Source organism: Nonomuraea sp. B208, from assembly GCF_057536035.1.
Map to the genome: position 1 here is coordinate 154531 of NZ_BAAJOU010000020.1, position 23923 is coordinate 178453.

24 protein-coding genes are annotated in these 23923 nt (G+C 69.4%); 4 read left to right on the forward strand and 20 right to left on the reverse strand.

The annotated features are described in order from the left end of the window. Positions 1-431: 431 nt before the first annotated feature. The 16 genes from AC27IY_RS15885 to AC27IY_RS15960 all read right to left on the reverse strand — a co-directional run bounded on the left by AC27IY_RS15885 (position 432) and on the right by AC27IY_RS15960 (position 15059). Positions 432-1970, reverse strand: coding sequence for a YifB family Mg chelatase-like AAA ATPase (locus tag AC27IY_RS15885; protein ID WP_449958507.1), 1539 nt, complete (start codon positions 1968-1970; stop codon positions 432-434). Then, the gene (locus AC27IY_RS15890; RefSeq protein ID WP_344209128.1) at positions 1970-2323 is read right to left on the reverse strand and encodes a YraN family protein; all 354 of its coding nucleotides are present in this window, start codon (positions 2321-2323) and stop codon (positions 1970-1972) included. The genes AC27IY_RS15885 and AC27IY_RS15890 overlap by 1 nt, the downstream gene beginning before the upstream one ends. 1293 nt (positions 2324-3616) lie before the next feature. Next, positions 3617-3940 (reverse strand): DUF2469 domain-containing protein, encoded by a 324-nt coding sequence (locus AC27IY_RS15895; RefSeq protein ID WP_026215037.1) that lies wholly within the window; start codon positions 3938-3940, stop codon positions 3617-3619. A gap of 39 nt (positions 3941-3979) precedes the next feature. Next, positions 3980-4648, reverse strand: coding sequence for a ribonuclease HII (locus AC27IY_RS15900; RefSeq protein ID WP_344209131.1), 669 nt, complete (start codon positions 4646-4648; stop codon positions 3980-3982). Between the two features lie 51 nt (positions 4649-4699). Continuing rightward, complete coding sequence (lepB, locus tag AC27IY_RS15905; RefSeq protein ID WP_344209133.1) at positions 4700-5293, reverse strand: signal peptidase I; 594 nt, start codon at positions 5291-5293, stop codon at positions 4700-4702. After that, positions 5294-6154, reverse strand: a complete 861-nt coding sequence (gene lepB, locus AC27IY_RS15910) for a signal peptidase I (RefSeq protein ID WP_344209135.1) — start codon at positions 6152-6154, stop codon at positions 5294-5296. Between the two features lie 148 nt (positions 6155-6302). Then, on the reverse strand, positions 6303-6665 hold the full coding sequence (rplS, locus tag AC27IY_RS15915; protein WP_091093485.1) for a 50S ribosomal protein L19: 363 nt from the start codon (positions 6663-6665) through the stop codon (positions 6303-6305). Between the two features lie 152 nt (positions 6666-6817). Then, on the reverse strand, positions 6818-7597 hold the full coding sequence (gene trmD, locus AC27IY_RS15920; RefSeq protein WP_487178394.1) for a tRNA (guanosine(37)-N1)-methyltransferase TrmD: 780 nt from the start codon (positions 7595-7597) through the stop codon (positions 6818-6820). Further along, on the reverse strand, positions 7597-8097 hold the full coding sequence (gene rimM / locus AC27IY_RS15925; RefSeq protein ID WP_344209140.1) for a ribosome maturation factor RimM: 501 nt from the start codon (positions 8095-8097) through the stop codon (positions 7597-7599). Before rimM ends, trmD begins: the two co-directional genes overlap by 1 nt. Before the next feature lie 69 nt (positions 8098-8166). Continuing rightward, positions 8167-8412: an RNA-binding protein gene (locus AC27IY_RS15930; protein WP_043634919.1), complete on the reverse strand. Its 246-nt coding sequence runs from the start codon at positions 8410-8412 to the stop codon at positions 8167-8169. Position 8413: 1 nt separating this feature from the next. Continuing rightward, positions 8414-8854, reverse strand: a complete 441-nt coding sequence (gene rpsP, locus AC27IY_RS15935) for a 30S ribosomal protein S16 (RefSeq protein ID WP_423444351.1) — start codon at positions 8852-8854, stop codon at positions 8414-8416. A gap of 219 nt (positions 8855-9073) precedes the next feature. After that, positions 9074-10633, reverse strand: coding sequence for a signal recognition particle protein (gene ffh / locus AC27IY_RS15940; RefSeq protein WP_423474698.1), 1560 nt, complete (start codon positions 10631-10633; stop codon positions 9074-9076). A gap of 57 nt (positions 10634-10690) precedes the next feature. After that, complete coding sequence (locus AC27IY_RS15945) at positions 10691-11278, reverse strand: GTP-binding protein (RefSeq protein ID WP_344209149.1); 588 nt, start codon at positions 11276-11278, stop codon at positions 10691-10693. After that, positions 11259-11606 carry a DUF742 domain-containing protein gene (locus AC27IY_RS15950; protein WP_344210449.1) on the reverse strand — a complete coding sequence of 116 codons (348 nt, stop codon included), beginning with the start codon at positions 11604-11606 and terminating at the stop codon, positions 11259-11261. Before AC27IY_RS15950 ends, AC27IY_RS15945 begins: the two co-directional genes overlap by 20 nt. A gap of 76 nt (positions 11607-11682) precedes the next feature. Next, positions 11683-12105: a roadblock/LC7 domain-containing protein gene (locus tag AC27IY_RS15955; RefSeq protein WP_329583816.1), complete on the reverse strand. Its 423-nt coding sequence runs from the start codon at positions 12103-12105 to the stop codon at positions 11683-11685. Beyond that, complete coding sequence (locus AC27IY_RS15960) at positions 12102-15059, reverse strand: sensor histidine kinase (RefSeq protein WP_423444346.1); 2958 nt, start codon at positions 15057-15059, stop codon at positions 12102-12104. Before AC27IY_RS15960 ends, AC27IY_RS15955 begins: the two co-directional genes overlap by 4 nt. 435 nt (positions 15060-15494) lie before the next feature. Here AC27IY_RS15960 and AC27IY_RS15965 point away from each other — a divergent pair, with 435 nt between their 5' ends. Genes AC27IY_RS15965 through AC27IY_RS15980 form a run of 4 tightly spaced genes read left to right on the forward strand, consistent with a single transcriptional unit; the run spans position 15495 to position 19051 of the window. Then, positions 15495-16484, forward strand: a complete 990-nt coding sequence (locus AC27IY_RS15965; RefSeq protein ID WP_364448657.1) for an ABC transporter substrate-binding protein — start codon at positions 15495-15497, stop codon at positions 16482-16484. Next, positions 16481-17254, forward strand: a complete 774-nt coding sequence (locus AC27IY_RS15970) for an ABC transporter permease (protein ID WP_344209158.1) — start codon at positions 16481-16483, stop codon at positions 17252-17254. The genes AC27IY_RS15965 and AC27IY_RS15970 overlap by 4 nt, the downstream gene beginning before the upstream one ends. Further along, positions 17251-18033, forward strand: coding sequence for an ABC transporter permease (locus AC27IY_RS15975; RefSeq protein ID WP_487178395.1), 783 nt, complete (start codon positions 17251-17253; stop codon positions 18031-18033). Before AC27IY_RS15970 ends, AC27IY_RS15975 begins: the two co-directional genes overlap by 4 nt. A gap of 13 nt (positions 18034-18046) precedes the next feature. Then, positions 18047-19051 carry a methyltransferase gene (locus AC27IY_RS15980; RefSeq protein ID WP_487178396.1) on the forward strand — a complete coding sequence of 335 codons (1005 nt, stop codon included), beginning with the start codon at positions 18047-18049 and terminating at the stop codon, positions 19049-19051. A gap of 93 nt (positions 19052-19144) precedes the next feature. Here AC27IY_RS15980 and AC27IY_RS15985 read toward each other — a convergent pair whose 3' ends face one another. The 4 genes from AC27IY_RS15985 to AC27IY_RS16000 are packed head-to-tail and all read right to left on the reverse strand — an operon-like array spanning position 19145 to position 23480. Further along, entirely contained in the window at positions 19145-19732 is a 588-nt protein-coding gene (locus tag AC27IY_RS15985; protein WP_091093469.1) for a GTP-binding protein, read from the reverse strand. Next, the gene (locus AC27IY_RS15990) at positions 19713-20135 is read right to left on the reverse strand and encodes a DUF742 domain-containing protein (protein WP_329583829.1); all 423 of its coding nucleotides are present in this window, start codon (positions 20133-20135) and stop codon (positions 19713-19715) included. The genes AC27IY_RS15985 and AC27IY_RS15990 overlap by 20 nt, the downstream gene beginning before the upstream one ends. A gap of 4 nt (positions 20136-20139) precedes the next feature. Then, positions 20140-20562: a roadblock/LC7 domain-containing protein gene (locus AC27IY_RS15995; RefSeq protein ID WP_091093466.1), complete on the reverse strand. Its 423-nt coding sequence runs from the start codon at positions 20560-20562 to the stop codon at positions 20140-20142. Further along, positions 20559-23480, reverse strand: a complete 2922-nt coding sequence (locus tag AC27IY_RS16000; protein WP_423474693.1) for a sensor histidine kinase — start codon at positions 23478-23480, stop codon at positions 20559-20561. The genes AC27IY_RS15995 and AC27IY_RS16000 overlap by 4 nt, the downstream gene beginning before the upstream one ends. Positions 23481-23923 lie beyond the last annotated feature (443 nt).

Consider the following 23923-nt stretch of genomic DNA (forward strand, 5'->3'; position numbering starts at 1 on the left):
GTCTCGTGGCTCGGGTGAGCGTGTCGGGTCACATGCCTGCGGCGGAGCTGTGGTCGGCTCCGGCGCGGGCTGGTCTCGTGGCTCGAGTGACCGTGTCGGGTCACATGCCTGCGGCGGAGCTGGTGCAGGCGCACGCTGGCGGTTCCTCTGCGATAGGAGTCGCTCTGCGGTGGCGGCACCGGGAGTTGGCTGAGCTGGCTGTACCGGCTCTGATACCGATGCGGTCCGAGGGGCTGGCGCAGGCGGTCGGGCGTTTCCGGACGATGTTGATCGGATGGTCGGCGTGTGCCCGACGGTTGGCGGCTCGGTGGAGAGGGTCGGTCGGGCTGGCAGCGTCTCCTGGGGTGAGACGGCTGGCGGGGCGGGGTGGGCTGCGATGGAGGGCCTCTGCGGGTGGAGGAGGCGGGTGGGGGTGCAGGGGGTGTTGCGCATCAGGATGTCGCTCCGAGCCAGAAGTGGAGGGCGGTGGTTGTTTCGTCTTCGCCTGGGTGGTCCTTGTCGGCCAGGTCGGCCAAAGTCCAGGAGACGCGGACAGCCCGGTCGAGACCACGGGCGGTCAGGGTGCCTGAGTCCAGGCAGGCGGTCATGGGCTTCATCGCCTTAGGAGGCGGGCGGTAGTCGCTGTGCAGGACGGACGAGGGGACCTCGGCGTTGGTACGCCAAGGAGTGCCGCTGAGGCGTTTGGCGGCGCGGTCACGAGCCGCGAGCACGCGTTCAGCCACCGTTGCGCTCGATTCAGTGAATTGGCGGTCGGCCAGCAGCTCGCGCCTTGATGCCCGAGCCACGGTGACCTTCATGTCGACGCGGTCAAGGAGCGGACCCGAGAGCCTGCCGAGGTAGCGGCGTCTCGCGGTCGGGGAGCACTTGCAGGTCTCACCTTGGTCGTCGCTCTGCGCACAGGGGCACGGGTTCGCCGCCAGGACGAGCATGAATCGGGCCGGGAATGTGACCGAGCCGGCCGATCGTGACACCGTGACGCGGCCGGATTCCAAGGGCTGACGCAGCGCGTCGAGGACATGACGGGGGAATTCGGGAGCCTCGTCCATGAAGAGGACTCCTCTGTGGGCCAGGGAGACCGCTCCGGGGCGTACGATCGCGCTGCCGCCCCCGATGATCGATGCCGAGGTGGCCGTGTGGTGCGGAGCCACGAACGGCGGACGGCTCAGCATGGGCGCGCTGGGCGGCAGGATGCCCGCCACCGAGTGAATGGCGGTCACTTCCAGGGCGTGGTCGAGTTCCAGGTCGGGCAGGAGCGTGGGGAGGCGTTCGGCCAGCATGGTCTTGCCAGTGCCGGGCGGACCGAGCATCCACAGGTTGTGGCCGCCGGCGGCGCACACTTCGAGAGCACGGCGGGCCACGGGCTGTCCGACGACGTCCGCCAGGTCCAGGACCGGGCTGGCGGCCGGGGTTCTGGGCTCGGTGAGCTCTTCCGGTTCGGGCTCGGGCGCCTCCTCACGGCCCTTGCGCAGCCACTCGACCAGTTGGCGGAGGCACGCCATCGGGATCACCTTGACGTCGGGGACCAGGGACGCCTCCGCGGAGTTGGCCGAGGGGACGACGACCGTCGCGTCTCCGTGGTTCGCGGCGCCCAGGACGGCGGGCAGGACGCCGCGTACCGGTCTGATGCGGCCGTCGAGGCCCAGCTCGCCCAGGAAGAACGGGTCCGCGATGCGCTCGGCCGGAACCACACCCGCGGCTCCCAAGATCGCCATGGCTATGGCGAGATCGAATTGCGAGCCACGCTTGGGGAGGGTGGCCGGGAACAGGCTGACGATGATGCGGGCGTCGGGCCACGGGTATCTGCTGTTGACGACCGCCGATCTCACTCGGTCGCGGGCCTCGCTCAGCGCCGTGTCGGGCAGGCCGATCAGGTGGATGCCCGCCAGGCCGTTGCCCACGTCGGCCTCGATCTCCACCGTACGGCCCGTCACGCCGACCAGGGCCACGCTGCGGGTGCGCGCCACGGCCATCAGATCACTCCCCGGATGTGGCGCAGGGCGAAGTCGCCGGCGAAGCGTTCTATGGCGATGACGTCCACTCGTACGGAGTCGAAGGCGCGGGCCTGGGCGGACAGCCACTTGGCGGCGAGCGCGCGGAGTTTGGAGAGCTTTCTGCGGTCCACCGACTCCAGGGCTGTGCCGTGGGATCGGCTGGAGCGGGTCTTGACCTCGACGACGACGAGCGTGGGGCCGTCCTCGGCGAGGATGTCTATTTCGCCGTGGCGGCAGCGCCAATTGCGGTCGATGATTCTCATGCCCTTGGCTTCCAGGTAGATCGCGGCCAGTTGCTCGCCCTGTTTGCCGAGTTCGTCCTTCTTGGCCATGTGGTGCCTCCGTCCGAGATGCTGCTTTGGATGCTTCGGGCTTGACCTTGGCGGAGGCAGGGTGGGTCTCGTGCGGCCGAACGGGGTTCTGGGGATAGGGGGTGCAGAGTCTCGGGGTGACTGTGGATAACGGGGCAGCCGACCGGTGGGCTGTTGAGGAGGCTGCTGCGCCGACCGGTGGTTGAAGGGGGGTGTAGTGCCGTACCAGCGAGAGCGACGGCGGAGTCCAAGCGCGGTTAGGAGCACGCCTTCGCCCGCATTGATGGGAGCAGAGGGCGGCAAGCACGCCGACCTGGCGGAGTGATGACGCCGGACGTGCGATTCACAGGACTGGCGACGGGCGACGGCACTGCTTCCTGGATGCTCGCATCGCGCTGACAACTGGCGCTGGCATTCGAGAGCCCGCCGACGGGAGGCGCCGGGGTTGGAGAGCGAGGGCTCGCGCAAGGGTGAGGTGAGGCGGCGCGAGGCGCGGGGACGGGAAGCAGGGGTACGGGCAAAGAGGAAGGACGTGAGACCCGAAGAGGTGCGAGCACGTAGCGCCGGGAGCGCGAGCGCCTAGCGCCAGAGGTGAGCGCGGCAGCTCAGGCGGAGAGAGGGAGCGTTGATTTGCTCGGCCGGTAGATGGCGATAAGGCGATGTGGCCGTAGCAAGTAAGGGTGATGGCCGTCGGGCCGCCGTCGGCGGTCGGGCCGCGGGGCGGCGGTCAGGCCGCAGGGCAGCGGTCGATGGTCGCGCTCAGAACCAGGGGCCAAGTCCCGGACGGGACCGGATCGCCGTCGGCGGTCGGGTCGCGGGCCAGCGGTCGATGGATTGGTCGCGCTCAGGGCCGGCAACCAAGTCCCGGACGGGACCGGATCGCCGTCGGCGGTCGGGCCGCAGGCCAGCGGTCGACGGATTGGTCGCGCTCAGGGCCGAAACCCAGTCGCGATCGGACGCGAGAGTCAAAGGCCAGTTGCAGGCGGAAGCAAAGGCCGATCGGAGGCGGTAACCCGACGGTGGCAAGGACGCGACGGAGCGGCGGCACGGGCATGATCTGAGATGCCGTCACAGACCGGATCGAGGGCGCCGTCACGGAAAGGGATCGCGAGCAGCGTCGCGAGCGGGATCGAAGCGAGGATCAGCGTCGGCGCCGAACTGGGCGGCGGCGTCCCTGTACGGCCTTCAGGGCAGGGCCGACCAGGATGCAGGTGCCGGATCAGTGCGACGAGTCCATACAACCCGGCAAAAGCGGCCCCGCTCCAGGCATCTCCGCACCAGCCAGCGAACCAGCCAGCCAGCCGGTCGCCCCCGCTACCCGGAGAACCCTTCCTTGGGCATCTCGAGATCGGCCTTGGCCAGTTCTTCCACGTTCACATCCTTGAACGTGACCACCCGCACGTTCTTCACGAACCGCGCCGGCCGATACATGTCCCACACCCAGGCGTCCTGCATCTTCACGTCGAAGAACACGTCGCCGTTCTCGGCGGTGCGGACGTCGAGGTCGACCGAGTTGGTCAGATAGAACCGCCGCTCGGTCTCCACAACATATGTGAACAATCCGACGACATCGCGGTATTCGCGGTAAAGCTGCAGCTCCATCTCGGTTTCGTACTTTTCGAGATCCTCTGCGCTCATCGCGGTCCTCCTGTCGTACCGGTCCCCCGGTTTGCCTGCTCAGGCAACCCCGGCCCCCATTTCATTCTCACCCATCTCCCTGGCCACCGTGACGAAGGAGTAACGGTGGTCCGGGCACGGGCCGTGCGCCGACAGCGCCAGCCGGTGCCGCGGTGTCACGTACCCCTTGTGCTCGGCGAAACCGTACTGCGGGTAGCGCTCGTCGAGCGTCACCATCAGCCGGTCCCTCGTCACCTTGGCCACGATGGACGCGGCCGCCACGCACGCGGCCACCTGGTCCCCCTTCCACACGGCCAGTGACGGCGCGGGCAGCCCCGGCACCGGGAAACCGTCCGTGAGGATGTACTCCGGGTCACAGGGCAACTGCGCGACGGCTCGCCGCATTCCTGAGACGTTGCACTTGTGCAGACCTTTGGCATCGATCTCCCCCGGCGGGATGATCACTACGCCTACGTGGGAGACGCGCACGATGCGCTCGTAGAGGTGTTCGCGCACGGCCGGGGTCAGGAGCTTGGAGTCGCCCAGGCCGTCGATCTGCCTGCGCAGGACGACGGCCGCCACCACGAGCGGACCGGCGCAAGCGCCGCGCCCGGCCTCGTCGACGCCGGCGATCGGGGTGAGGCCGCGGCGGGCCAGTGCCCGTTCGTAGGCGTAGAGTCCGGAATCGCGCCGGACGACGCTCGGTCGAGGGCGGAACGCAACTGTCATGACAGAGGCAGCGTACGCCCCATTCGCCGCAACCCGCGACCGAAAGTCCGTCTACTTGATTTTGTCGAAAGTGTCGGGACGGGCGAACAAGTAGCCCCGCGACAGCGGCCAGTAGCGCACCACGGCCTTGCCGATCACGTCGTTCTCCGAGATGAAGCCCTGGCCGGGCTCCTCCATGTGGGCCCGCGAGTCGGCCGAGGCGCTGCGGTGGTCGCCCATCAGCCACAGCTTGCCGGCCGGAACCGTGACGTCGAACTTCTCGCCCGAGGCGAAATCGCCGGGATAGAGGTAGGACGTCTCGTCCAGCGCGGTGTCGTTGACCGTGATGCGCTTCTTGGAGTCGCAGCACTTGACGTGGTCGCCGCCGACGCCGATGACCCGCTTGATGGTGTCCTCGCCGTTCCAGCCCTTGAACACCACGATGTCGCCGCGCTCCGGCTTGCCCGAGAGCTTGTTGACGAACACGCGGTCGTTGATCAGCAGCGTGTTCTCCATCGACTGCGAGGGGATGTAGAACGAGCCGACCACGAACGCCTGCAGCAGCAGCGCGATGCCCACGCCGAGGATCAGCAGCAGCAGCGTCTCGCGGAAGCCGCCCTTCTTCTTCTCTTTTGCCACGCCCTCCGCCTTCTTGGTGACGGCCATTCAGCGCCTCTTCGTGCGCCGGCGCCGACGGACCAGGACCAAGGGTACGGCCAGCCCGAACCCGGCGACCAACGGGACCGCCCCGCCCAGCGCGTGGAGGGCGGGCTGCGCGAAGGTGTCGGGGATCTCCAGCACGCGGGCCCGGTCGAAGGGCCAGACGATGACGAAGGCCCGTCCGATGACCTGGCTCTCGGGGATGGAGCCGCCGCCGGGGTCACCCGTGTGGGAGCGCGAGTCGAGCGACACCGACCGGTGGTCGCCCATGACCCACAGCCGCCCGGGCGGCACGGTGACGTCGAAGAACCGGTCGGAGGGCACGTTGCCCGGATAGAGGTAGCTCTCCTCGTCGATGGGCGTGCCGTTGACCGTGATGCGGCCCTTGGGGTCGCAGCACTTGACATGGTCGCCGCCGACGCCGATGACGCGCTTGATGTAGTCCTTCTCGCCGGGCACGATGCCGAAGGCCGTGCCGACCCACCGGAAGAACCCCTCGACCGGGTTGGACGGCTCCTCCATCTGGAACTCGCCGTCCCAGGAGTCGACGCCGGAGAAGACCACGACGTCGCCCCGCTCGATGTCGCGCGTGTGGTAGACGAGCTTGTTGACCAGCACCCGGTCGTTCTTGAGCAGGGTGTTCTCCATCGACTCCGACGGAATGTAGAACGCCTGCACCACGAACGTCTTGATGATCAGGGCGAGCACCAAGGCCACTACTACCAGAACGGGAAGTTCTTTCCAGAACGACCCCTTCTTGTCCTTCTTGCCGCCCTTGGCCGGTTTCTGAGTCTCTTCCGCGACCACGTCCACCTCGTCCTCGACAGGGCGGCGCGCCGCGCCGTGCTCCTGGCTCTCGCTAGTCATCGCTGACGAGCCTAGATGATGTACGGGCTCGACAAGCCTCGACCGACGTTACACCCACGCACGGGTCGCTCCACATAAAAGAAACGCCGCTGTAAAAACCGAAAGCCCGCGCCACAAGGGCACGGGCCACGGAAGAGACGAAGGGCGCTTACTTGGCGGCCGTGGTCTCGCGCTTCTCGCGGATGCGGGCGGCCTTGCCGCGCAGGTCGCGCATGTAGTAGAGCTTGGCGCGGCGCACGTCGCCACGGGTGACGAGCACGATCTTCTCGATCACCGGGCTGTGCACCGGGAAGGTGCGCTCGACGCCGACGCCGTAGCTGACCTTGCGGACGGTGAAGGTCTCACGGGCGCCGCTGCCCTGCCGGCGCAGCACGAAGCCCTTGAAGACCTGGATGCGGGACCGGTTGCCCTCGACGACGCGTACGTGGACCTCGAGCGTGTCACCGGGGCGGAAGTTCGGCACGTCGTCGCGCAGGCCGGCCTTGTCGAGCTCCTGGATCTTCGTGTGCATGAGAGTCATTCCTCAAAGTTCGGGGGCACGCGGAGGTCCACTCGGCCGAGCTCTCACGAACGCGGCAACGAAGCGGACACGCCTGCTGTCTTCGGTGGTCCCGGATCGGATTCCGGGCATGCGCTAGCGGCCAACCTGAGTTGGGCAGCGATTCAGTTTGCCACATCTTCCCGTTCGATGCGAAACGACAGCTCCTCCAGGAGCTTCCTGTCGTGCTTGTCGAGCGTCTCCGGGTCGAGCTCCGCCGCGAGGTCGGGCCGGTTGCGCACGGTGCGCCGCAGCGCCTCGTCCCGCCGCCACCTGGCGACCTTGCCGTGGTGCCCGGACAGCAGCACGGCCGGCACCTCGTGGCCGCGCCAGACCGGCGGCTTGGTGTAGACGGGGCCCTCGACAAGGTTGCGCATGGAGCCGGGGGCGAAGGAGTCGTCGACGGCCGACTGGGCGTTGCCCAGCACGCCGGGCAGCAGCCGGCCGACGGCCTCCACCATGACCAGCACCGCGACCTCGCCGCCGGCCAGCACGTAGTCGCCGATGCTGACCTCGTCGACGCGCAGCCGCCCGCCGTACTCGGCCATGACGCGGGAGTCGATGCCCTCGTAGCGGCCGCAGGCGAACAGCAGCCACGGCTCCCCCGCCAGCTCCTGCGCCAGCTCCTGCGTGAACGGCCGCCCGCTCGGCGTCGGGACCACGAGCCGCGGCGCGCCGTCGCCGATCACCGCGTCGATCGCCTCGCCCCACACCTCGGGCTTCATGACCATGCCGGGGCCGCCGCCGTAGGGGGTGTCGTCCACGGTCTTGTGCACGTCGTGGGTCCAGTCGCGCAGCTGGTGGACGCGTACGTCGAGAGTGCCCCGCTCACGCGCCTTGCCGATGAGCGAGACGTCGAGCGGCGCGAAGTACTCGGGGAAGATCGAGATGATGTCGAGCCGCATCAGAGCAGCCCCTCCGGCGGGTCGACCACCAGCCGGCCGCCGGCCAGGTCGACCTCGGGCACCAGGGCCTTGACGAACGGGATGAGCGCCTCCTCCCGCCCCTCGCGGCGCACCACGAGGAGGTCCTGGCCGTGGTGCAGGACGTCCTCCACCTCGCCCACGGGCTCGCCGGCGACCGTCTCGACGGCCAGGCCGATGAGCTGGTGGTCGTGGAACTCGTCGGGGTCGCCGGTGGGCTCGACGTCGGCCGAGTCGATGACGAGCATGGTGCCCCGGAGGTCCTCGGCGACGTCGCGGTCCGTGACGCCCTCGAACGTCACCAGCAGGATGCCCTTGTGCCAGCGGCGGCCGGCGACGACGAGAGGCCCGGAGCCGGCCGGGTCGGTGGCGATCGACGCCCCGACGGCGAAGCGCCGCTCGGGCTCGTCGGTGCGCACCTCGACGGTGACCTCGCCGCGTACCCCGTGCGGACGGCCTATCCGGCCGACGACCAACTGCACGAACGTGCCCTTTCTAACGCGGAGCGCCCCCACCGGCGGTGAACCGGTGAGGGCGCGGAAAACCTGACGCTAACGGACTGCCTCGTGCAGGTCGAGCAGATCGACCCGCACGTACTTCCCGTCGGCCAGGGCGTTGACGACCGTGCGCAGCGCCTTGGCGGTGCGCCCGCCGCGTCCGATGACCTTGCCCAGGTCCTCGGGGTGCACCCGGACCTCCAGGACGCGCCCGCTGCGGATGCGGCGTGCGCGGACCCGGACATCGTCGGGATGTTCGACGATGCCCTTAACGAGGTGCTCGAGAGCCTCCTCGAGCACGTCAGCCCTCGCCCTCGGTCGGGGTCTCGGCGGGGGCCTCGGTCTCGTCCTTCTTCTTGGACTTGCGCGGCGTGGTGGCGGCCGTGCCGGTGTCGCCACCGGACAGGGCCTCCTTCGCCGCGGCCTCGTAGATCGCGTGCCGGTCGGGCTTGGGCTCGGCGACCTTGAGGGGCGCCGGGGCGGGCTCGCCCTTGAACTTCTGCCAGTCACCGGTGAGCTTGAGCAGCTTGAGCACCGGCTCGGTCGGCTGGGCACCGACCCCCAGCCAGTAGGCCGCACGCTCAGCGTTGATCTCGATGCGCGAAGGGTCGTCCTTCGGGTGGTACAGGCCGATCTCCTCGATCGCCCGGCCGTCACGCTTGGTGCGGCTGTCGGCGACGACGATGCGGTATTGAGCGTTGCGGATCATGCCGAGCCGCTTGAGCTTGATCTTGACTGCCACGGGTGTGGTCTCTCCTGCATTAGAGCGTGGGTGAGCGGCGCCGCGCCGAGTGGGGCACGACAGGACGACGCTCCAGGGACAGGCGTGCTCAGCGGGTCGGTGAGAGGGCGCCCACCTGAACACGATGTTCCAACATGCAATTGTGCCAGATCGCCGTCACTGTCCACGACACCTCGCGGGGCCACCCCCGCAAAGCCTCGGCAACGAGGCGACCCGGCGTCAGTTCTGGCCGGGCAGCTTCAGCTTGGACGGGTCGAAGCCGGGCGGCAGCTCGATGCCCGGGGGCAGCTTGCCGTGCAGGTTGCCCAGCATGCCGCCCTGCTTGGGCTGCGCCTGGCCGTCGCCCGCGCCCGCGCCGGACGACGACTTCTCCAGCGCCGCCTTGCGCGGGTCGCCGCTGACGCGCCGGCCCTTCTTGTTCTTCTTCTGCGCCTTGGCCGCCTTGCCCCGGCCGCCCGGCATGCCGGGGATGCCCATGCCGCCCGCGACCCGCTTCATCATCTTCTGGGCCTCGAAGAAGCGGGTGACGAGGTTGCTGACCGCGCTGACCGTGACGCCGGAGCCGGCCGCGATGCGGGCGCGGCGGGAACCGTTGATGATCTTCGGGTCCTGGCGCTCGGCCGGGGTCATCGAGCGGATGATCGCGGCGATGCGGTCGAGGTCGCGGTCGTCGATGGCGTTGAGCTGGTCGCGCATCTGGCCCATGCCGGGCATCATGCCGAGCAGGTTCTTGATGGGGCCCATCTTCTGGACCATCATCATCTGCTCGAGGAAGTCGTCCAGCGTGAAGTTCTCGCCCGAGGTGAGCTTGCCCGCCATCTTGGCGGCCTGCTCCTCGTCGAACGTCTTCTGGGCCTGCTCGATCAGGGTGAGGATGTCACCCATGTCGAGGATGCGGGAGGCCATCCGGTCGGGGTGGAAGGCGTCGAAGTCTTCCAGCTTCTCGCCCGTGGAGGCGAACATGATCGGCCGGCCGGTGATGTGCCGCACCGACAGGGCCGCGCCGCCGCGGGCGTCGCCGTCGAGCTTGGTGAGCACGACGCCGTCGAAGCCGACGCCCTCCATGAACGCCTGCGCCGTGGTGACGGCGTCCTGGCCGATCATGGCGTCGACGACGAACAGGACCTCGTCGGGCCGCACCGCGTCGCGGATGTCGGCGGCCTGCTTCATCATCTCCTGGTCGATGCCGAGGCGACCGGCGGTGTCGATGATGACGATGTCGTGCTGCAGCCGCTTGGCCTCGTCGATCGAGTGGCGGGCCACGCCCACGGGGTCGCCGACGCCGTTGCCCGGCTCGGGCGCGTAGACGGCGACGCCGGCGCGCTCGCCGACGACCTGGAGCTGCTGGACGGCGTTGGGGCGCTGCAGGTCGGCGGCGACCAGCATGGGCGCGTGGCCCTGCTCGCGCAGCCACCTGGCCAGCTTGCCCGCCAGGGTCGTCTTGCCCGCGCCCTGGAGACCCGCCAGCATGATGACGGTGGGCGGCGTCTTGGCGAGGCGGAGCCTGCGGGTCTCGCCGCCGAGGATCTCGATCAGCTCGTCATTGACGATCTTGACGACCTGCTGCGCCGGGTTGAGCGCCTGGGACACCTCGGCCCCGCGGGCGCGCTCCTTGACCTGGGCGACGAACGCCTTGACCACCGGGAGCGCGACATCGGCCTCCAGCAGCGCGATGCGGATCTCCCGGGTGGTGGCGTCGATGTCGGCATCGGACAGCCGGCCCTTGGATCGAAGGGAGGAGAAAACCGATGTGAGGCGGTCGGAAAGCGTCTCGAACACGTGGTTGGCCAGTCCTCGAAGCGAATGAACGTCTAAGACTCCAGACTATCCGCTTCCTCAGCCGCTCCAGCCTGGCACGGCCATCCGAACGGTGAGAGCGTGCTCGACGAGGTTGATCAGAGCGCTCTTGACGGAGTCCTTGGAGCGTGCGTCGAGCCGCACCATGGGAATGTGCGGGGCCAGGGTGAGGGCGTCGCGGACCTCTCCGTCGCTGTGGAGATACTGGCCGTCCCAGCCGTTGATCCCCACGATGAACGGCAGCTGCGCCTCTTCGAAATAGTCGATGGCGGGGAAGCTGTCGGCCAGCCGGCGGGTGTCCACCAGGACCACGGCCCCGATCGCGCCGCGCACCAGGTCGTCCCACATGAACCAGAACCGGTGCTGTCCGGGCGTGCCGAACAGGTAGAGGATCAGGTCGCGGTCGAGCGAGACGCGGCCGAAGTCCATGGCCACGGTCGTGGTCGACTTCAGCGGGGTCATGCCGAGGTCGTCGATGCCGGCGGACGCGTCGGTCATGACGGCCTCGGTCGTCAACGGCATGATCTCCGACACCGCGCCGACGAACGTCGTCTTGCCGACGCCGAAGCCCCCGGCCACGACGATCTTCGTCGAGGTGAGGCCGGGGCTAGAGCCTTCGAAGTCCACTGAGCACCCTTTCCAGCAGGTTGACGTCCGGCCTACCCGCCTCGAGCTGCGGCTGGTGCACCCGCACGAGACCCTCGGCCGCCATGTCAGCGATCAGGACACGCACCACGCCGAGCGGCATCCGCAGCAGCGCGGAGACCTCCGCCACCGACCTCACCTGCAGGCAGAGCTGGCTGATCGCCTTGTACTCGGGCGTGATGTGGGAGAACTCCCGGTGCTCGGCGGTCGCCGAGGACACCAGTGCCTCCATCGCCAGTTTGACCTTCGGTGCGGTCCGCCCGCCGGTGACGGCGTACGGGCGTACCGGTGAGGCAGGGTCGGCGGCCATGGGCTGAGGCGGCGGCGGGGGCTCCCAGCCGCCGCTGTTCCACCCGCCGCTGTTCCACGTGGGGTTCGTCATTCCATCACCTGGTCTGGCTGGCACGCAGCTCCGCGCGCACAGCCGGGGTCAGCACCTGCCCGGCGCGGTCAACCATCAGCGTCATCTGGTACGCCACCAGACCCATGTCGCAGTCGGGGGCCGCGAGGACCGCCAGGCACGAGCCGTCGCTGATCGACATGATCAGCATCAGCCCGCGCTGCATCTCCACGATGGTCTGGTTGACCGCCCCGCCCTCGAACACCCTGGCCGCGCCCTGCGTCAGGCTGATCAGGCCCGACGCGATGGCGGCCAGCTGGTCGGCGCGGTCCGCCGGGAAGCCCGACGAGGCGGCCAGCGGCAACCCGTCAGAGGAGACGACCACCGCGTGGGCGACACCCGGGACGGTGCTGACGAAGTCGGTGATCAACCAATCCACCCCGCGTGCCGCGTGGCTCAGGTCGTTCACGCGCCCTCCTCCCTGCTGTCACTCCTGGGGCCGGACCCGTACGTCCTGCCCTCGCTGATGTCATCGCGTGCGGCCCGGAAGCCCTGCTGGAAGCTGGACAGGCGGCTGCGCACCCGGTCCGGCGAGACGGCGGGCATGGGCGCGACGCCCTTCGGAGCCGAGACGGTGTCGGCCGAGCCGGGCACCAGGTTGGCCTTGGGCACCCGCTTGGGCAGACCGGAGGCCGTCGCCCCGTCGCGTACCGGCTCGACCACGGCCTTGGCCGCGCTCCAGCCCTCGTCGGCCTTGCTGGAGCCCCAGGTGGCCGCGTTGCCCTCGCCGCCGTTGTCGAACCAGGCGGACTCGACGGAGGCGAAGATCGGCAGGTACTCGTCCCCTGACGTGGCCGGCTTGACCACGGGGATGGGCCCCGTGGCGGCGGACTCGGTCTCGGGGAAGTCGAAGGACGGCGCGGGACCGCCGGACGGCCGCCCGGCGGGGCGCGTCCACGGGCTCGGCTCCTCGGCGGGGGCGCGGGTCCAGGGCGAGGGCTCCTCCGGCGGGGCGGCGCCCCTGCGCGGCAGCGCCGTGGTCTCGCCGGTCGCCGGGCCGCGCGAGGAGACCCAGACGTCCGAGGAGGGCGCGGAGTTGTTCGCCATCCAGTTGCTCGCGCCGTTGCCGGCGCCGCTTCCCATGCCGGCGCCCATGCCGTTGCCGGCGCCGCTGCCCATGCCCATGGCGCTGTCCGTGGAGGGCCACTGCGGCGCCGAGGCCCACGGGGAGCCTGCCGCGGCGGGCTCCGCCGACGGGTACGACGGGTACGACGGATGCCCGGGACCGAGCTGGTAGGACGTGGCCGGCCAGCCGGCGCCCGCGGGCTGCGGCGACGGGAACGCCTCCTCGCGGGACGGCTGCCCGGAGCCCGCGCCGGCGGGCGTGGCGGAGCCGGCGTACGAGGGGGCCTGCGCGCCGAGCAGCGACTCGGGGATGAGGACCATGGCGGTCAGGCCGCCGGAGCCGTGCGGGCGCAGCTGCACGCGGATGCCGTGGCGGTGCGCCAGGCGGGCGACCACGAACAGGCCCATGCGGCGGGACACCGACACGTCCACGGTAGGGGCGTTGGTGAGCCGGTCGTTGGCCTGGGTCAGCTCCTCGGCCGTCATGCCGATGCCGGAGTCGCTGATCGAGAGCATGATGCCGCCGCCGTCGATCCGGCTGCCCGAGACGGGGACGCGGGTCTCGCGCGGCGAGAACGACAGCGCGTTCTCGATCAGCTCGGCGAGCAGGTGGATGACGTCGTTGACGGCCTGGCCGGCGATGGAGACGCCCTCGGGCACCTCCAGCACGACCCGCTCGTAGTTCTCGACCTCGGAGAGAGAGGCGCGGGCGACGTCGACCAGCTTGACCGGCTGGCTCCAGCGGCGCGGCGGCTCCTGGCCGGCGAGCACCAGCAGGTTCTCGCTGTTGCGGCGCATACGGGTCGCCAGGTGGTCCAGCTTGAACAGGTTCCCGAGCCGCTGCTCGTCCTGCTCGCCCTGCTCAAGACCGTCGATCAGGGTGATCTGCCGCTCCACCAGCGTCTGACTGCGGCGGGACAGGTTCACGAACATCGCGTTGACGTTGGCCCGGAGCTTGGACTCCTCGCCCGCCAGGCGGACCGCCTCGCGGTGGACCTCGTCGAAGGCCCGCGCCACTTCACCGATCTCGTCCTTGGAGTTGATCTCGATGGGCGGCACGCGGAGCTTGTCGGGGCTGACGTCCGTCTCGCGGAGCTGGCGGACCAGGTCGGGCAGGGTCTGACCGGCGATCTTGAGCGCGTCGCCGCGCAGCCGGCGCAGCGGCCGGACCAGCGAGCCCGCCATGATGGCGGTGATCACGAGGACCAGGATCAGCAGGCCGACCACGATCGCGATGTTGATCGCGGCGGTCTGCCTGTCGGCGCTCGCGACGTCGGTGGAACGGGTCGCGACCTGCACGCCCAGGTTCTTCTGCACCTGGTGGAGGCGGTCCACGGTGTCGGAGATGGAGTCGAACCAGCGGCCCGCGTCGTCGTTGCTGCCGGTGTCGAGCCGGCGCAGGTAGCGGGTGCCGGCGACGTTGTTGCTGTTGGCGACGCCGACGGCGTTGTTGTGCAGCAGGATGGCGCGGTCGATGTAGAACTCCGCGCGGCCGATCTTGAGGTTCGCGACGGTGTCGTCGAACATCTGCCGCTGCTGGAGGGTGGCGGCGGAGCGGAAGGCCGCCCGCTCGCTGTTGCGCTTGGACCCGGCGTCGAGGAAGGCGTTGAACTCGGTCTCCTCGAACGACCCGCGCTCCAGCGCGATCGCCAGCAGGCCGCGCTGCTTGGACGCCTCCTCCTCGGCGCGCGCGACGGCGCGCAGGGCGGCGCTGGTGGAGATCAGCTGCTCGTCCGCGGCGCCCTGGGCCAGCTCGTCGTAGAGCTGCAGCAGCTCGGCGATGGTCTCGGAGTACTTCTCCATCGTCGGCAGCGGCGGGAGCTGCGTCTTGGTCACCGTGTCACGCAGCGAGCGGAGCTGGGAGAGCCGGGTCCTGGTCCGGTCGAGGGATCGGCGGCCGATCTCGGACAGGGACTCCTCGGTGGTCTTCGCGTTGGACAGCACGCGGCCCACGCTGACGTCGACGATGCGCTGCTGGCCGGTCAGCCGGTCCAGCTCGCCGTCGGAACGGCCGGAGGCGACGTAGCGGCTGGCCAGGTCGCGCTCGAGTCCGAGGTCGCGGACGAGCTCGCCGACCTGCGTGATGAGCGTGTTGACCTCGCCGACGACCTGGTACTGCTGGGCGCTGCCGATCGAGCTGGTGACGCGGAGCGCGCCCAGCACGACGGCCACGATCGTGGGGATGGCGATGAGGGCGATCAGGCGGGTGCGTACCCGCCAGTTGCGCAGCGCGAGCGGGCTGCCCGACTTGGGCAGCTGAACCTCTGGCACCTCGCCGCCCACTGGCTTTTCGGGCACGTCCGGGGCCCTACCACGACCGGTTTCGGTCGTTGTTGTCCTCACTGGTGGCAACCTCTCGCCATGGCCTGCTTTGTGGGGGTCTCAGCGGCTTCGTCTCTCGCACGAGTGATCGCAGGCAAGTTCGAGGCCCAATTTGAGCACAAACCTCATAGTTAGGCCAACGTATCGCCAGTTTTCAACCGTTCCAGATCACACATTGTTCACATGGCAAGCTCTCGACCACGGAGCGCAACCGGCACACCAATCCGGACATTCGACACATAATCGGTCTTTATCCCCATATTTACATCTATAGCCGTTTACAGTCTTATTTGACAGATAAACAGCATATACGCGGCATTGCGCCGACCTTCGGCGTTCCCTTCCGCTACGCTTCACGCCCGGTATCCTGTGCCGATCTCCAGAAGCTTCCCCCTGGTAGGAGAACCCCCCATGACACGCAAACTGCGCTGTTACGCCGTCGCACTCGGCGTCACAGTCGCTCTGACGCTTGCCGGCTGCGGTGGATCCGACGACGGCGGCACCACCTCAGCCAACAGCAAGGGCTTGGAGAAAACCACCATTAAGGTCGGTGCTCTTCCGATCCCTGACCCTGTATCGGTTTACATCGCGCAGGCCAAGGGCTTCTTCAAGGAAGAGGGCCTGACCGTCGAGCCCACGCCCATCACCGGTGGCGCCGTGGCCGTCCCGATGATCGAGAGCGGCCAGCTCGACATCTCGCAGACGAACTACGTCTCGACCTTCGCGGCCGTCGCCGGCGGCAAGAAGATCAAGCTCGTCGCCGACATGTACCAGGCGGGCGCGAACTGCTTCGTCATCATGGTGCCGGGCAACTCGCCCATCAAGACGGTGGCCGACCTCAAGGGCAAGACGATTTTCGTCAACAACCTGAACAATGTCGCCACTCTCGCGGTGGAGACGCAGCTCAAGGTCGCCGGTCTCTCCAAGGACGACGTGAAGTTCGCGGAGAAGCCGTTCCCCGAGATGGGCAACGCGATCAAGGCCGGTCAGGCGGACGCCGGCTGGATCACCGAGCCGTTCATCACCGCCAACCAGAGCGCCAACGGCTTCCGCAAGCTGGCCGACACCATGACCGGCCAGACCGAGGACCTGCCGATCGCCGGCTGGATGGCCACCGAGGAGTGGGTGCAGAAGTACCCGAAGACCCTCGCCGCCTTCCAGCGCGCGATCGCCAAGGCCCAGCAGCTCGCCTCCAGCGACCGCAAGGAGATCGAGGCCATGCTGCCGAAGTACACCAAGATCGACGCCAAGACGGCGTCCGTGATCACGCTCGGCACCTATCCGAGTGAGCTCAACGCCAACCGCCTCCAGAAGGTGGCCGACCTCATGCTCGAGTACGGGTACCTCAAGAACTCGATCGACGTGAAGTCCGTGATCGCGGCGCCCGCCTCAAGCGGATGACCGGTGCTCGCCTGCTCCGCGGCGCCGCCGGCGCCGCGGGGTTCTTCGTCGTCGGGGAGCTGGTCATCCGCTACGGCATCGGCGATGACATGGACTTCCCTCCCCCATCGACCATCCTGCTCGAAACCGGGCGCCTCCTGGCGGACCCCGACTTCCTCGCCGGAGTCGCCGCGACCCTCGCCAACTGGGCGCTCGGCCTGCTGATCGCGATCTGCGTCGCGGTGCCGCTCGGCGTGCTGCTGGGCTCGCTGCCGCCGGTGGAGCGCGCCATCCGGCCCATCCTGGAGTTCCTGCGCCCGATCCCCTCGGTCGCCATCATCCCGCTCGCCATCCTGCTCATCCCGGTGGACGAGATGATGAAGGTCTCGGTGATCGTGTACGCCTCCCTGTGGCCGATCCTCATCAACACCCTCTACGGCATGCACGACGTGGACCCGTTGGCCAAGGAGTCCCTGCGCAGCTTCGGCTTCGGCCCGCTCGCGGTGCTCTCGCGCGTGAGCGTGCCGAGCGCGGCCCCGTTCATGGCCACCGGCGTGCGCATCGCGGCCGGCATCGCGCTGGTCCTCGCCGTGAGCGCCGAGCTGGTCGCGGGCGGCGTCGCCGGCATCGGCGTGTACGTCATCCAGGCCGGCAGCGGCAACCGCATGGACCTCATGATGGCCGCGACCGTCTGGGCCGGGCTGTTCGGCGTGGCCGCCAACCTGGTGCTGCTGGCCGGCGAGCGCCGTCTGTTCCACTGGCACCGCATGCGGACGGGAGCGCAGTCGTGAAGGCACTCGCCCGGTTCTGGGTCATCCCGGTCGTGCTCGTCGCGTGGGAGATCGTCGCCCGCGCGGTGGAGGACACCGACTTCCCGCCGCCCACGACGATCGTCGCCCGGATGTACGAGCTGTGGTTCTCCGGCCCGGCCTCCCGTCTCTTCCTGACGGACGACGCGCTGGAGAACCTGCTGCCGAGCCTCGCCCGGATGTTCAGCGGCTGGGTGCTCGCCGCGGTGCTGGGCATCGTCGCGGGCGTGCTGCTCGGGCGCTCGCGCACGGCGACCGACTACGTGGACCCGCTGATCGAGTTCGGCCGGGCGATCCCGCCGCCGCTGCTGCTGCCGGTCTTCATCGTGCTGTTCCAGGCGAGCCTGCCGATGATGCTGGCGGCGATCGTGTTCGGCGTGATCTGGCCGGTGCTGCTCAACTCGATCGACGGCGTACGTGCGGTGGACCGCACCTACACCGAGACGGCCGTCGTCTTCAACCTGTCCAAGCAGCAGTACCTGCGGCTCGTGGTGCTGCCCGCCGCCTCGCCGAAGATCTTCGCGGGGCTGCGGCTGAGCCTGTCGCTGGCGCTGATCCTCATGGTCATCTCGGAGCTGTTCGGCAGCACCGACGGGATCGGCTACCAGCTGCTGCAGGCCCAGCGCAGCTTCGACGGCGCCGGGGTGTGGGCCGCGATCGTGCTGCTCGGAGTGCTCGGTTATCTCGTGAACTCCCTGTTCGTGCTGGTCGAGCGGCGTCTGCTCGTCTGGCACCGGCAGGCCACCCGCAACGCGACCTGACCTGGAAGGACGTATGCCGCATTCCGACGAGCTTCTCTGGGGAGCCGTAGGCGACATCTCCCGGCTGGCCGCCCTGCTCACCATGGCGGAGCTGGGCGTGGCCGACCACCTGGCGGACGGCCCGCTCGGCACCGCCGAGCTGGCCCGGCGCTGCGAGGCCGACGCGCCCGCGCTGCGCCGGGTCCTGCGCGAGCTGGCCGCCATGGACCTGGTCCGGCCCGCCGGTCCTGACGCCTACGACCTCGCCCCGAGAGGCACCGCGCTGCGCTCGGACGTGCCCGACTCGGTCCGCTCGTCGATCAGGATGCTCGGCGAGGAGAGCTTCTGGTACGCCATGGGCCTGCTCCCCGCCACGGTCCGCGAGGGCAGCTCGGCCTTCGTGAAACGGTACGGCCACCTCTACGACCACCTGGGCGCCGACCCGGCGCTCAGCCGCATGTTCGACGACTACATGAGGCGGCGGGCCCTGCCCTTCATCGAGGGCCTGGTCAAGGCGTACGCCTTCCCGCCGGAGGCGACGATGGTGGACGTGGCCGGCGGCAAGGGGCACATCCTGGCCTCGGTCCTGCACGCCAACCCGCGGATGCGCGGCGTCCTGCTCGACCTGGGCCACGTCACCGCGCACGCGGAGCGGACCTTCGCCGAGGAGGGGCTGACCGGGCGGACGGAGGTCGTGGCCGGCGACTTCTTCACCGCGGTGCCGGCCGGCGGCGACGTCTACCTGCTGGCCAGCGTCCTGCACAACTGGGACGACGACGACGCCGTCACCATCCTCGGCAACATCCGGCGCGCCATGAACCCGGACGGGCGGGTGCTCGTGCTGGAGGTGGTGCTGCCCGACGACGCGGCGCCGCACCTGGGCAAGGACATCGACCTGCGGATGCTGGCGATCTTCAACGGGGGCGCGGAGCGCACCCGGGAGGAGTACGCCGCGCTGCTCGGCCGGGCGGGCCTGGCCCTCTCCGAGGTCGTCGACCTGGGCTCCGGCGCGAGCCTCATCGAGGCCCTGCCCATCTGAGTCCTGCCCGTCTGAGCCGCCTGCGGACCCTGCCGCCGCCCTCCGTCACGGCGGCAGGACGCAACGGAGGGCGGGGCGGCGGATCCCTCGCGGTCAGCCGCCCCAGCCCGGCACGGCCATCCGCACCGAGAGGGCGTGCTCGACCAGCTCGATCAGCGTGTTCTTGACGGAGTCCTTCTTGCGGGCGTCGAGCCGCACCATGGGGATGTGCGGTGCCAGGGTGAGGGCGTCGCGGACCTCGCCGTCGCTGTGCGGATATTGGCCGTCCCAGCCGTTGATCCCCACGATGAACGGCAGCTGCGCCTCTTCGAAATAGTCGATGGCGGGGAAGCTGTCGGCCAGCCGTCGGGTGTCGACCAGCACGACCGCGCCGATGGCGCCGCGCACCAGGTCGTCCCACATGAACCAGAACCGGTGCTGTCCCGGCGTGCCGAACAGGTAGAGGATCAGGTCGCGGTCGAGCGAGACGCGGCCGAAGTCCATGGCCACAGTCGTGGTCGACTTCAGCGGGGTCATGCCGAGGTCGTCGATGCCTGCGGAGGCGTCGGTCATGACGGCTTCCGTGGTCAGCGGCATGATCTCCGACACCGCGCCGACGAACGTCGTCTTGCCCACCCCGAAGCCGCCGGCCACGACGATCTTCGTCGAGGTGAGTCCGGGGCTAGAGCCTGCGAAGTCCACTGAGCACCCTTTCGAGCAAGTTCACATCGGGCCGGCCGGCGTCCTCCAGCTGTGGCTGGTGCACGCGGACCAGGCCCTCGGCCGCCATGTCAGCGATCAGCACGCGGACCACGCCAAGGGGGATCCGGAGAAGGGCGGAGACCTCCGCGACGGACCGGACCTGCCGGCACAGTTGGCTGATCGCCTGGTACTCCGGCGTGATATGCGAGAACTCCCGATGCTCGGCGGTCGCCGAGGACACCAGGGCCTCCATCGCCAGCTTGACCCGCGGCGCCGTCCGCCCGCCTGTCACGGCGTAGGGACGGACGGGCGATGCGGGGTCCGGGTTCAGCTGCGACTGGGGCTGGGACTGGGGCTGCGACTCCGGCGCCCACCCGCCGCTGTTCCATCTGGGGTCCGTCATTCCATCACCTGGTCTGGCTGGCACGCAGCTCCGCGCGCACAGCCGGGGTCAGCACCTGGCCCGCGCGCTCGACCATCAGCGTCATCTGGTACGCCACCAGACCCATGTCACAGTCCGGGGCGGCCAGCACCGCCAGGCACGAGCCGTCACTGATCGACATGATCAGCATCAGCCCGCGCTGCATCTCCACGATCGTCTGGTTGACCGCCCCGCCCTCGAACACCCTGGCCGCCCCCTGCGTCAGGCTCACCAGACCCGACGCGATGGCCGCCAGCTGGTCGGCCCGGTCCGCCGGGAAGCCCGACGAGGCGGCCAGCGGCAACCCGTCAGAAGAGACGACCACCGCGTGCGCGACACCCGGCACCGTGCTGACGAAGTCGGTGATCAACCAATCCACCCCGCGTGCCGCGTGGCTCAGGTCGTTCACGCGCCCTCCTCCCTTTCGTCGTTCCGCGAGCCGGCGGAGAACGCCTTGCCCTCGGTGATGTCGTCCCGCGCCGCCCGGTAACCCTGCTGGAAGCTGGACAGGCGGTTGCGGACCCGGTCGGGCGAGACCGACGGCATCGGCGTCACGCCCTTGGGCGCGGCCGTGGTGCCCGCCGAGCCGGGCACCAGGTTGGCCTTGGGCACCCGCTTGGGCAGGCCGGCGGCCGTCGATCCGTCACGTACCGGTTCCACCACGGCCTCCGCAGCGTTCCATCCCTCGTCCGCCTTGCTGCTGCTCCACGTCTTGTCGCGGCCGAACCAGGCGGACTCGACCGCGGCGAAGATCGGTAAGTAGTCGTCGCCGCCGGCCGCCGGAGGGACCGCCGGGATGGGCCCGGTGTCCCCGGAGTCGTCGGTGAACTCGAACCCGGGGCGCTGCGGCGGCATCGTGTCGCCGCTCCAGCCGCCGGGCGGCGGTTGCGGTGGCGTGGGCCTTCTGGGCAGGCCGCCGCCGTTCCACGCGGAGGTCCGGGGCGGCGACCAGACGTCGGAGGCGTCGAAGCCGCGCGGTTCCGGCGCCGACCAGGAGGCCGCGTCGGGCTGCCAGCCTGGCACGTTCGGCCAGCCGTTGCCCTCGGAGGGACCGGAGGGGAAGGACGGGTGGCCGGGGCCGAGCTGGGCGGGCGGCTGCGGCCAGTCGATGGCGGGCGGGGCCGGGTGCGGGCCCGAGTAGGGCTCGTCCCCTCCCCCGCCGCCCGCGCCGGAGAAGGCGGGCGGCCGCTCGTACGGCTGGCCGAAGGACGGGTGCCCTGAGGACGGGTGCGAGGACGGGTGCGAGGACGGCTGGTCGAAGGCCGGCGGCGGGTTGTACGACGGCGGCTGGTTGCCGGTGAACGACGGCATCCCGGCCGCGTGCGCCGGGGCCTGGGAGCCCAGCATGTTCTCGGGGATGAGCACCATGGCGGTCAGCCCGCCGGAGGCGTGCGGGCGCAGCTGCACGCGGATGCCGTGCCGGTGGGCCAGGCGGGCGACCACGAACAGGCCCATCCGCCGGGACACCGACACGTCCACGGAGGGCGCGTCGGTCAGCCGGTCGTTGGCCTGGACGAGCTCGTCCTGGGTCATGCCGATGCCGGAGTCGGTGATCGACAGCATCACGCCGCCGCCGTCGATCCGGCTGCCGGAGACCGTCACCCTGGTCTCGCGCGGCGAGAACGACAGCGCGTTCTCCACCAGCTCGGCGAGCAGGTGGATGACGTCGTTGACGGCCTGGCCCGCCACCGAGACGCCGTCGGGCACCTGGAGCACGACCCGCTCGTAGTTCTCGACCTCGGAGAGAGAGGCGCGGGCGACGTCGACCAGCTTGACCGGCTGGCTCCAGCGGCGCGGCGGCTCCTGGCCGGCGAGCACCAGCAGGTTCTCGCTGTTGCGCCGCATGCGCGTGGCCAGGTGGTCCAGCTTGAACAGGTTGCCGAGCCGCTGCTCGTCCTGCTCGCCCTGCTCCAGACCGTCGATCAGGGTGATCTGCCGCTCCACCAGCGTCTGACTGCGGCGCGAGAGGTTCACGAACATCGCGTTGACGTTGCTGCGCAGCCGGGCCTCCTCGCCGGCCAGCCGGACCGCCTCGCGGTGCACCTCGTCGAAGGCCCGCGCGACCTCGCCGATCTCGTCGTGCGTGTCGACGCTGATCGGGGCGACCGGGCCCGGGCTGCCGTCGGTGCTCTCGCGCAGGGCCTTCACCGTCTCGGGCAGGCGCTGCCCGGCGATGTCGAGCGCCTCGCGGCGCAGCCGGCGCAGCGGCCGGATGAGCGAGCGGGCGATGAGCGAGATGATCGCCACCACGACGAGCAGCAGGAGCAGGATGAGGCCGCCGGAGATCATCGCCGCGCGGTTGGCGCCCTCCTCCAGGCCGCGGGCGCGCAGGATCACCGAGGAGGCGAGGTCCTTCTCCACCTCCCGCAGGGCGTCGATCTTGCCGGTGCTGACGTCGAACCAGGTCGTGACGTCCCTGCTGGGCGAGGCGCCGATGCTCAGCTCCTTGCCCTCGGACGCCTGCGCCATGGCGCGCAGCCGGAACAGGTCGGTCTGGTCCACGTCGCGGCCGACCACCGTGTTGCGGTAGAGCTCCAGCTGGTCGAGGTTGGCCAGCGTGGCGAAGAGGGTCTCCTCGCTCTCCTCGCGCGCCTTGGCGTCGGTCAGCGCGTCCAGCTCGCCGCTGTCGAAGGACTTCTTGTCCAGGGCGCTGGCGAGGATGCCGCGCTGCTTGGACGCCTGCTCCTTGGCCCGCGCGATGGCGGCCATCGCGCTCGCGCTGTGGTTGACCTGGTCGTCCACCGCGACCTGGCCGACCTGGTCATGGAACTGCAGGAGCGCGGAGATGATCTGGGAGTACTTGTCGATCATCGGCAGCGGCTGGATCTTGCCCTTGACGGCGGTGGCGCGCAGCGTCGGGATCTCCTCCAGCCGGCGCAGCACCGGCCGTACGGAGCCGCCGTGCGTGTCGGCGATGGCCTGTCCCCGCTGCCTGGCCTCGTCGATCAGCGCGTCCACGCCGCTGTAGGTGGTCTGGAGCTGCGCCTCGCGGCTGCCGGGCCGGCCCTGGGCGATGAACAGCGCGGTCTCGTCGCGTTCGAAGGCGAGCTCGTGGGTGACGGCCCCGAGCTGCTCGCTGAACTCGGCGACCTGCCGGAGGGTCTGGTAGGTGTCGGCGTCGTTGAGCGAGGTGATCACGCTGAGCCCGCCGAGCCCCACGGCCACGGCCGTGGGAACGACGATCAGCGCGATGAGGCGCGACCGCACGTGCCAGTTGCCCAGTCCGAACCTGCGTGAGGAGGGTTTGGCCGGCCGTTGCTTCTGGCGCTGCTTCTGGTGCGCGTGCGGCTCGCGGTCGGCGGAAGCTTCAGCGCTCTGCGTTCTCACTTGCCTTCGCAACCTCTCGCCCCGGGAGGGGAATTCTCGGTGACCCTGCAGGTAAATGCGCGTTGGGGCAATTTAGTACGTCAAGATAAGCGTCATTTGAGCACATGGCCCGAAGGCAGCCAACCACCGATTGTGCTCGATCGAGAAGTTTGTCCCAGAGTGTCCGAAAATTACGCCAGAATCGGTAAACAGCCGTCCATCTGCGGAAACAAGGTGTAAGAGATCGCCCCGCGGGCCTCTTCCTCACCCACAGGGGTTTCATCAGAACCGCCCCGCCAGTAACGTCGGTCTCGTTCACACCTCCATTCCCAAACTGGACAAACCTCCAGTTACTTGCCGGTCGTCAAATTTTCACGATATAGCGGCAAGCAGACATTGCAACCACAAGTGTTATCTTCTCGATAATGACCACTAATTTGGTGCTACGGTCGAGCCCTGTTGCG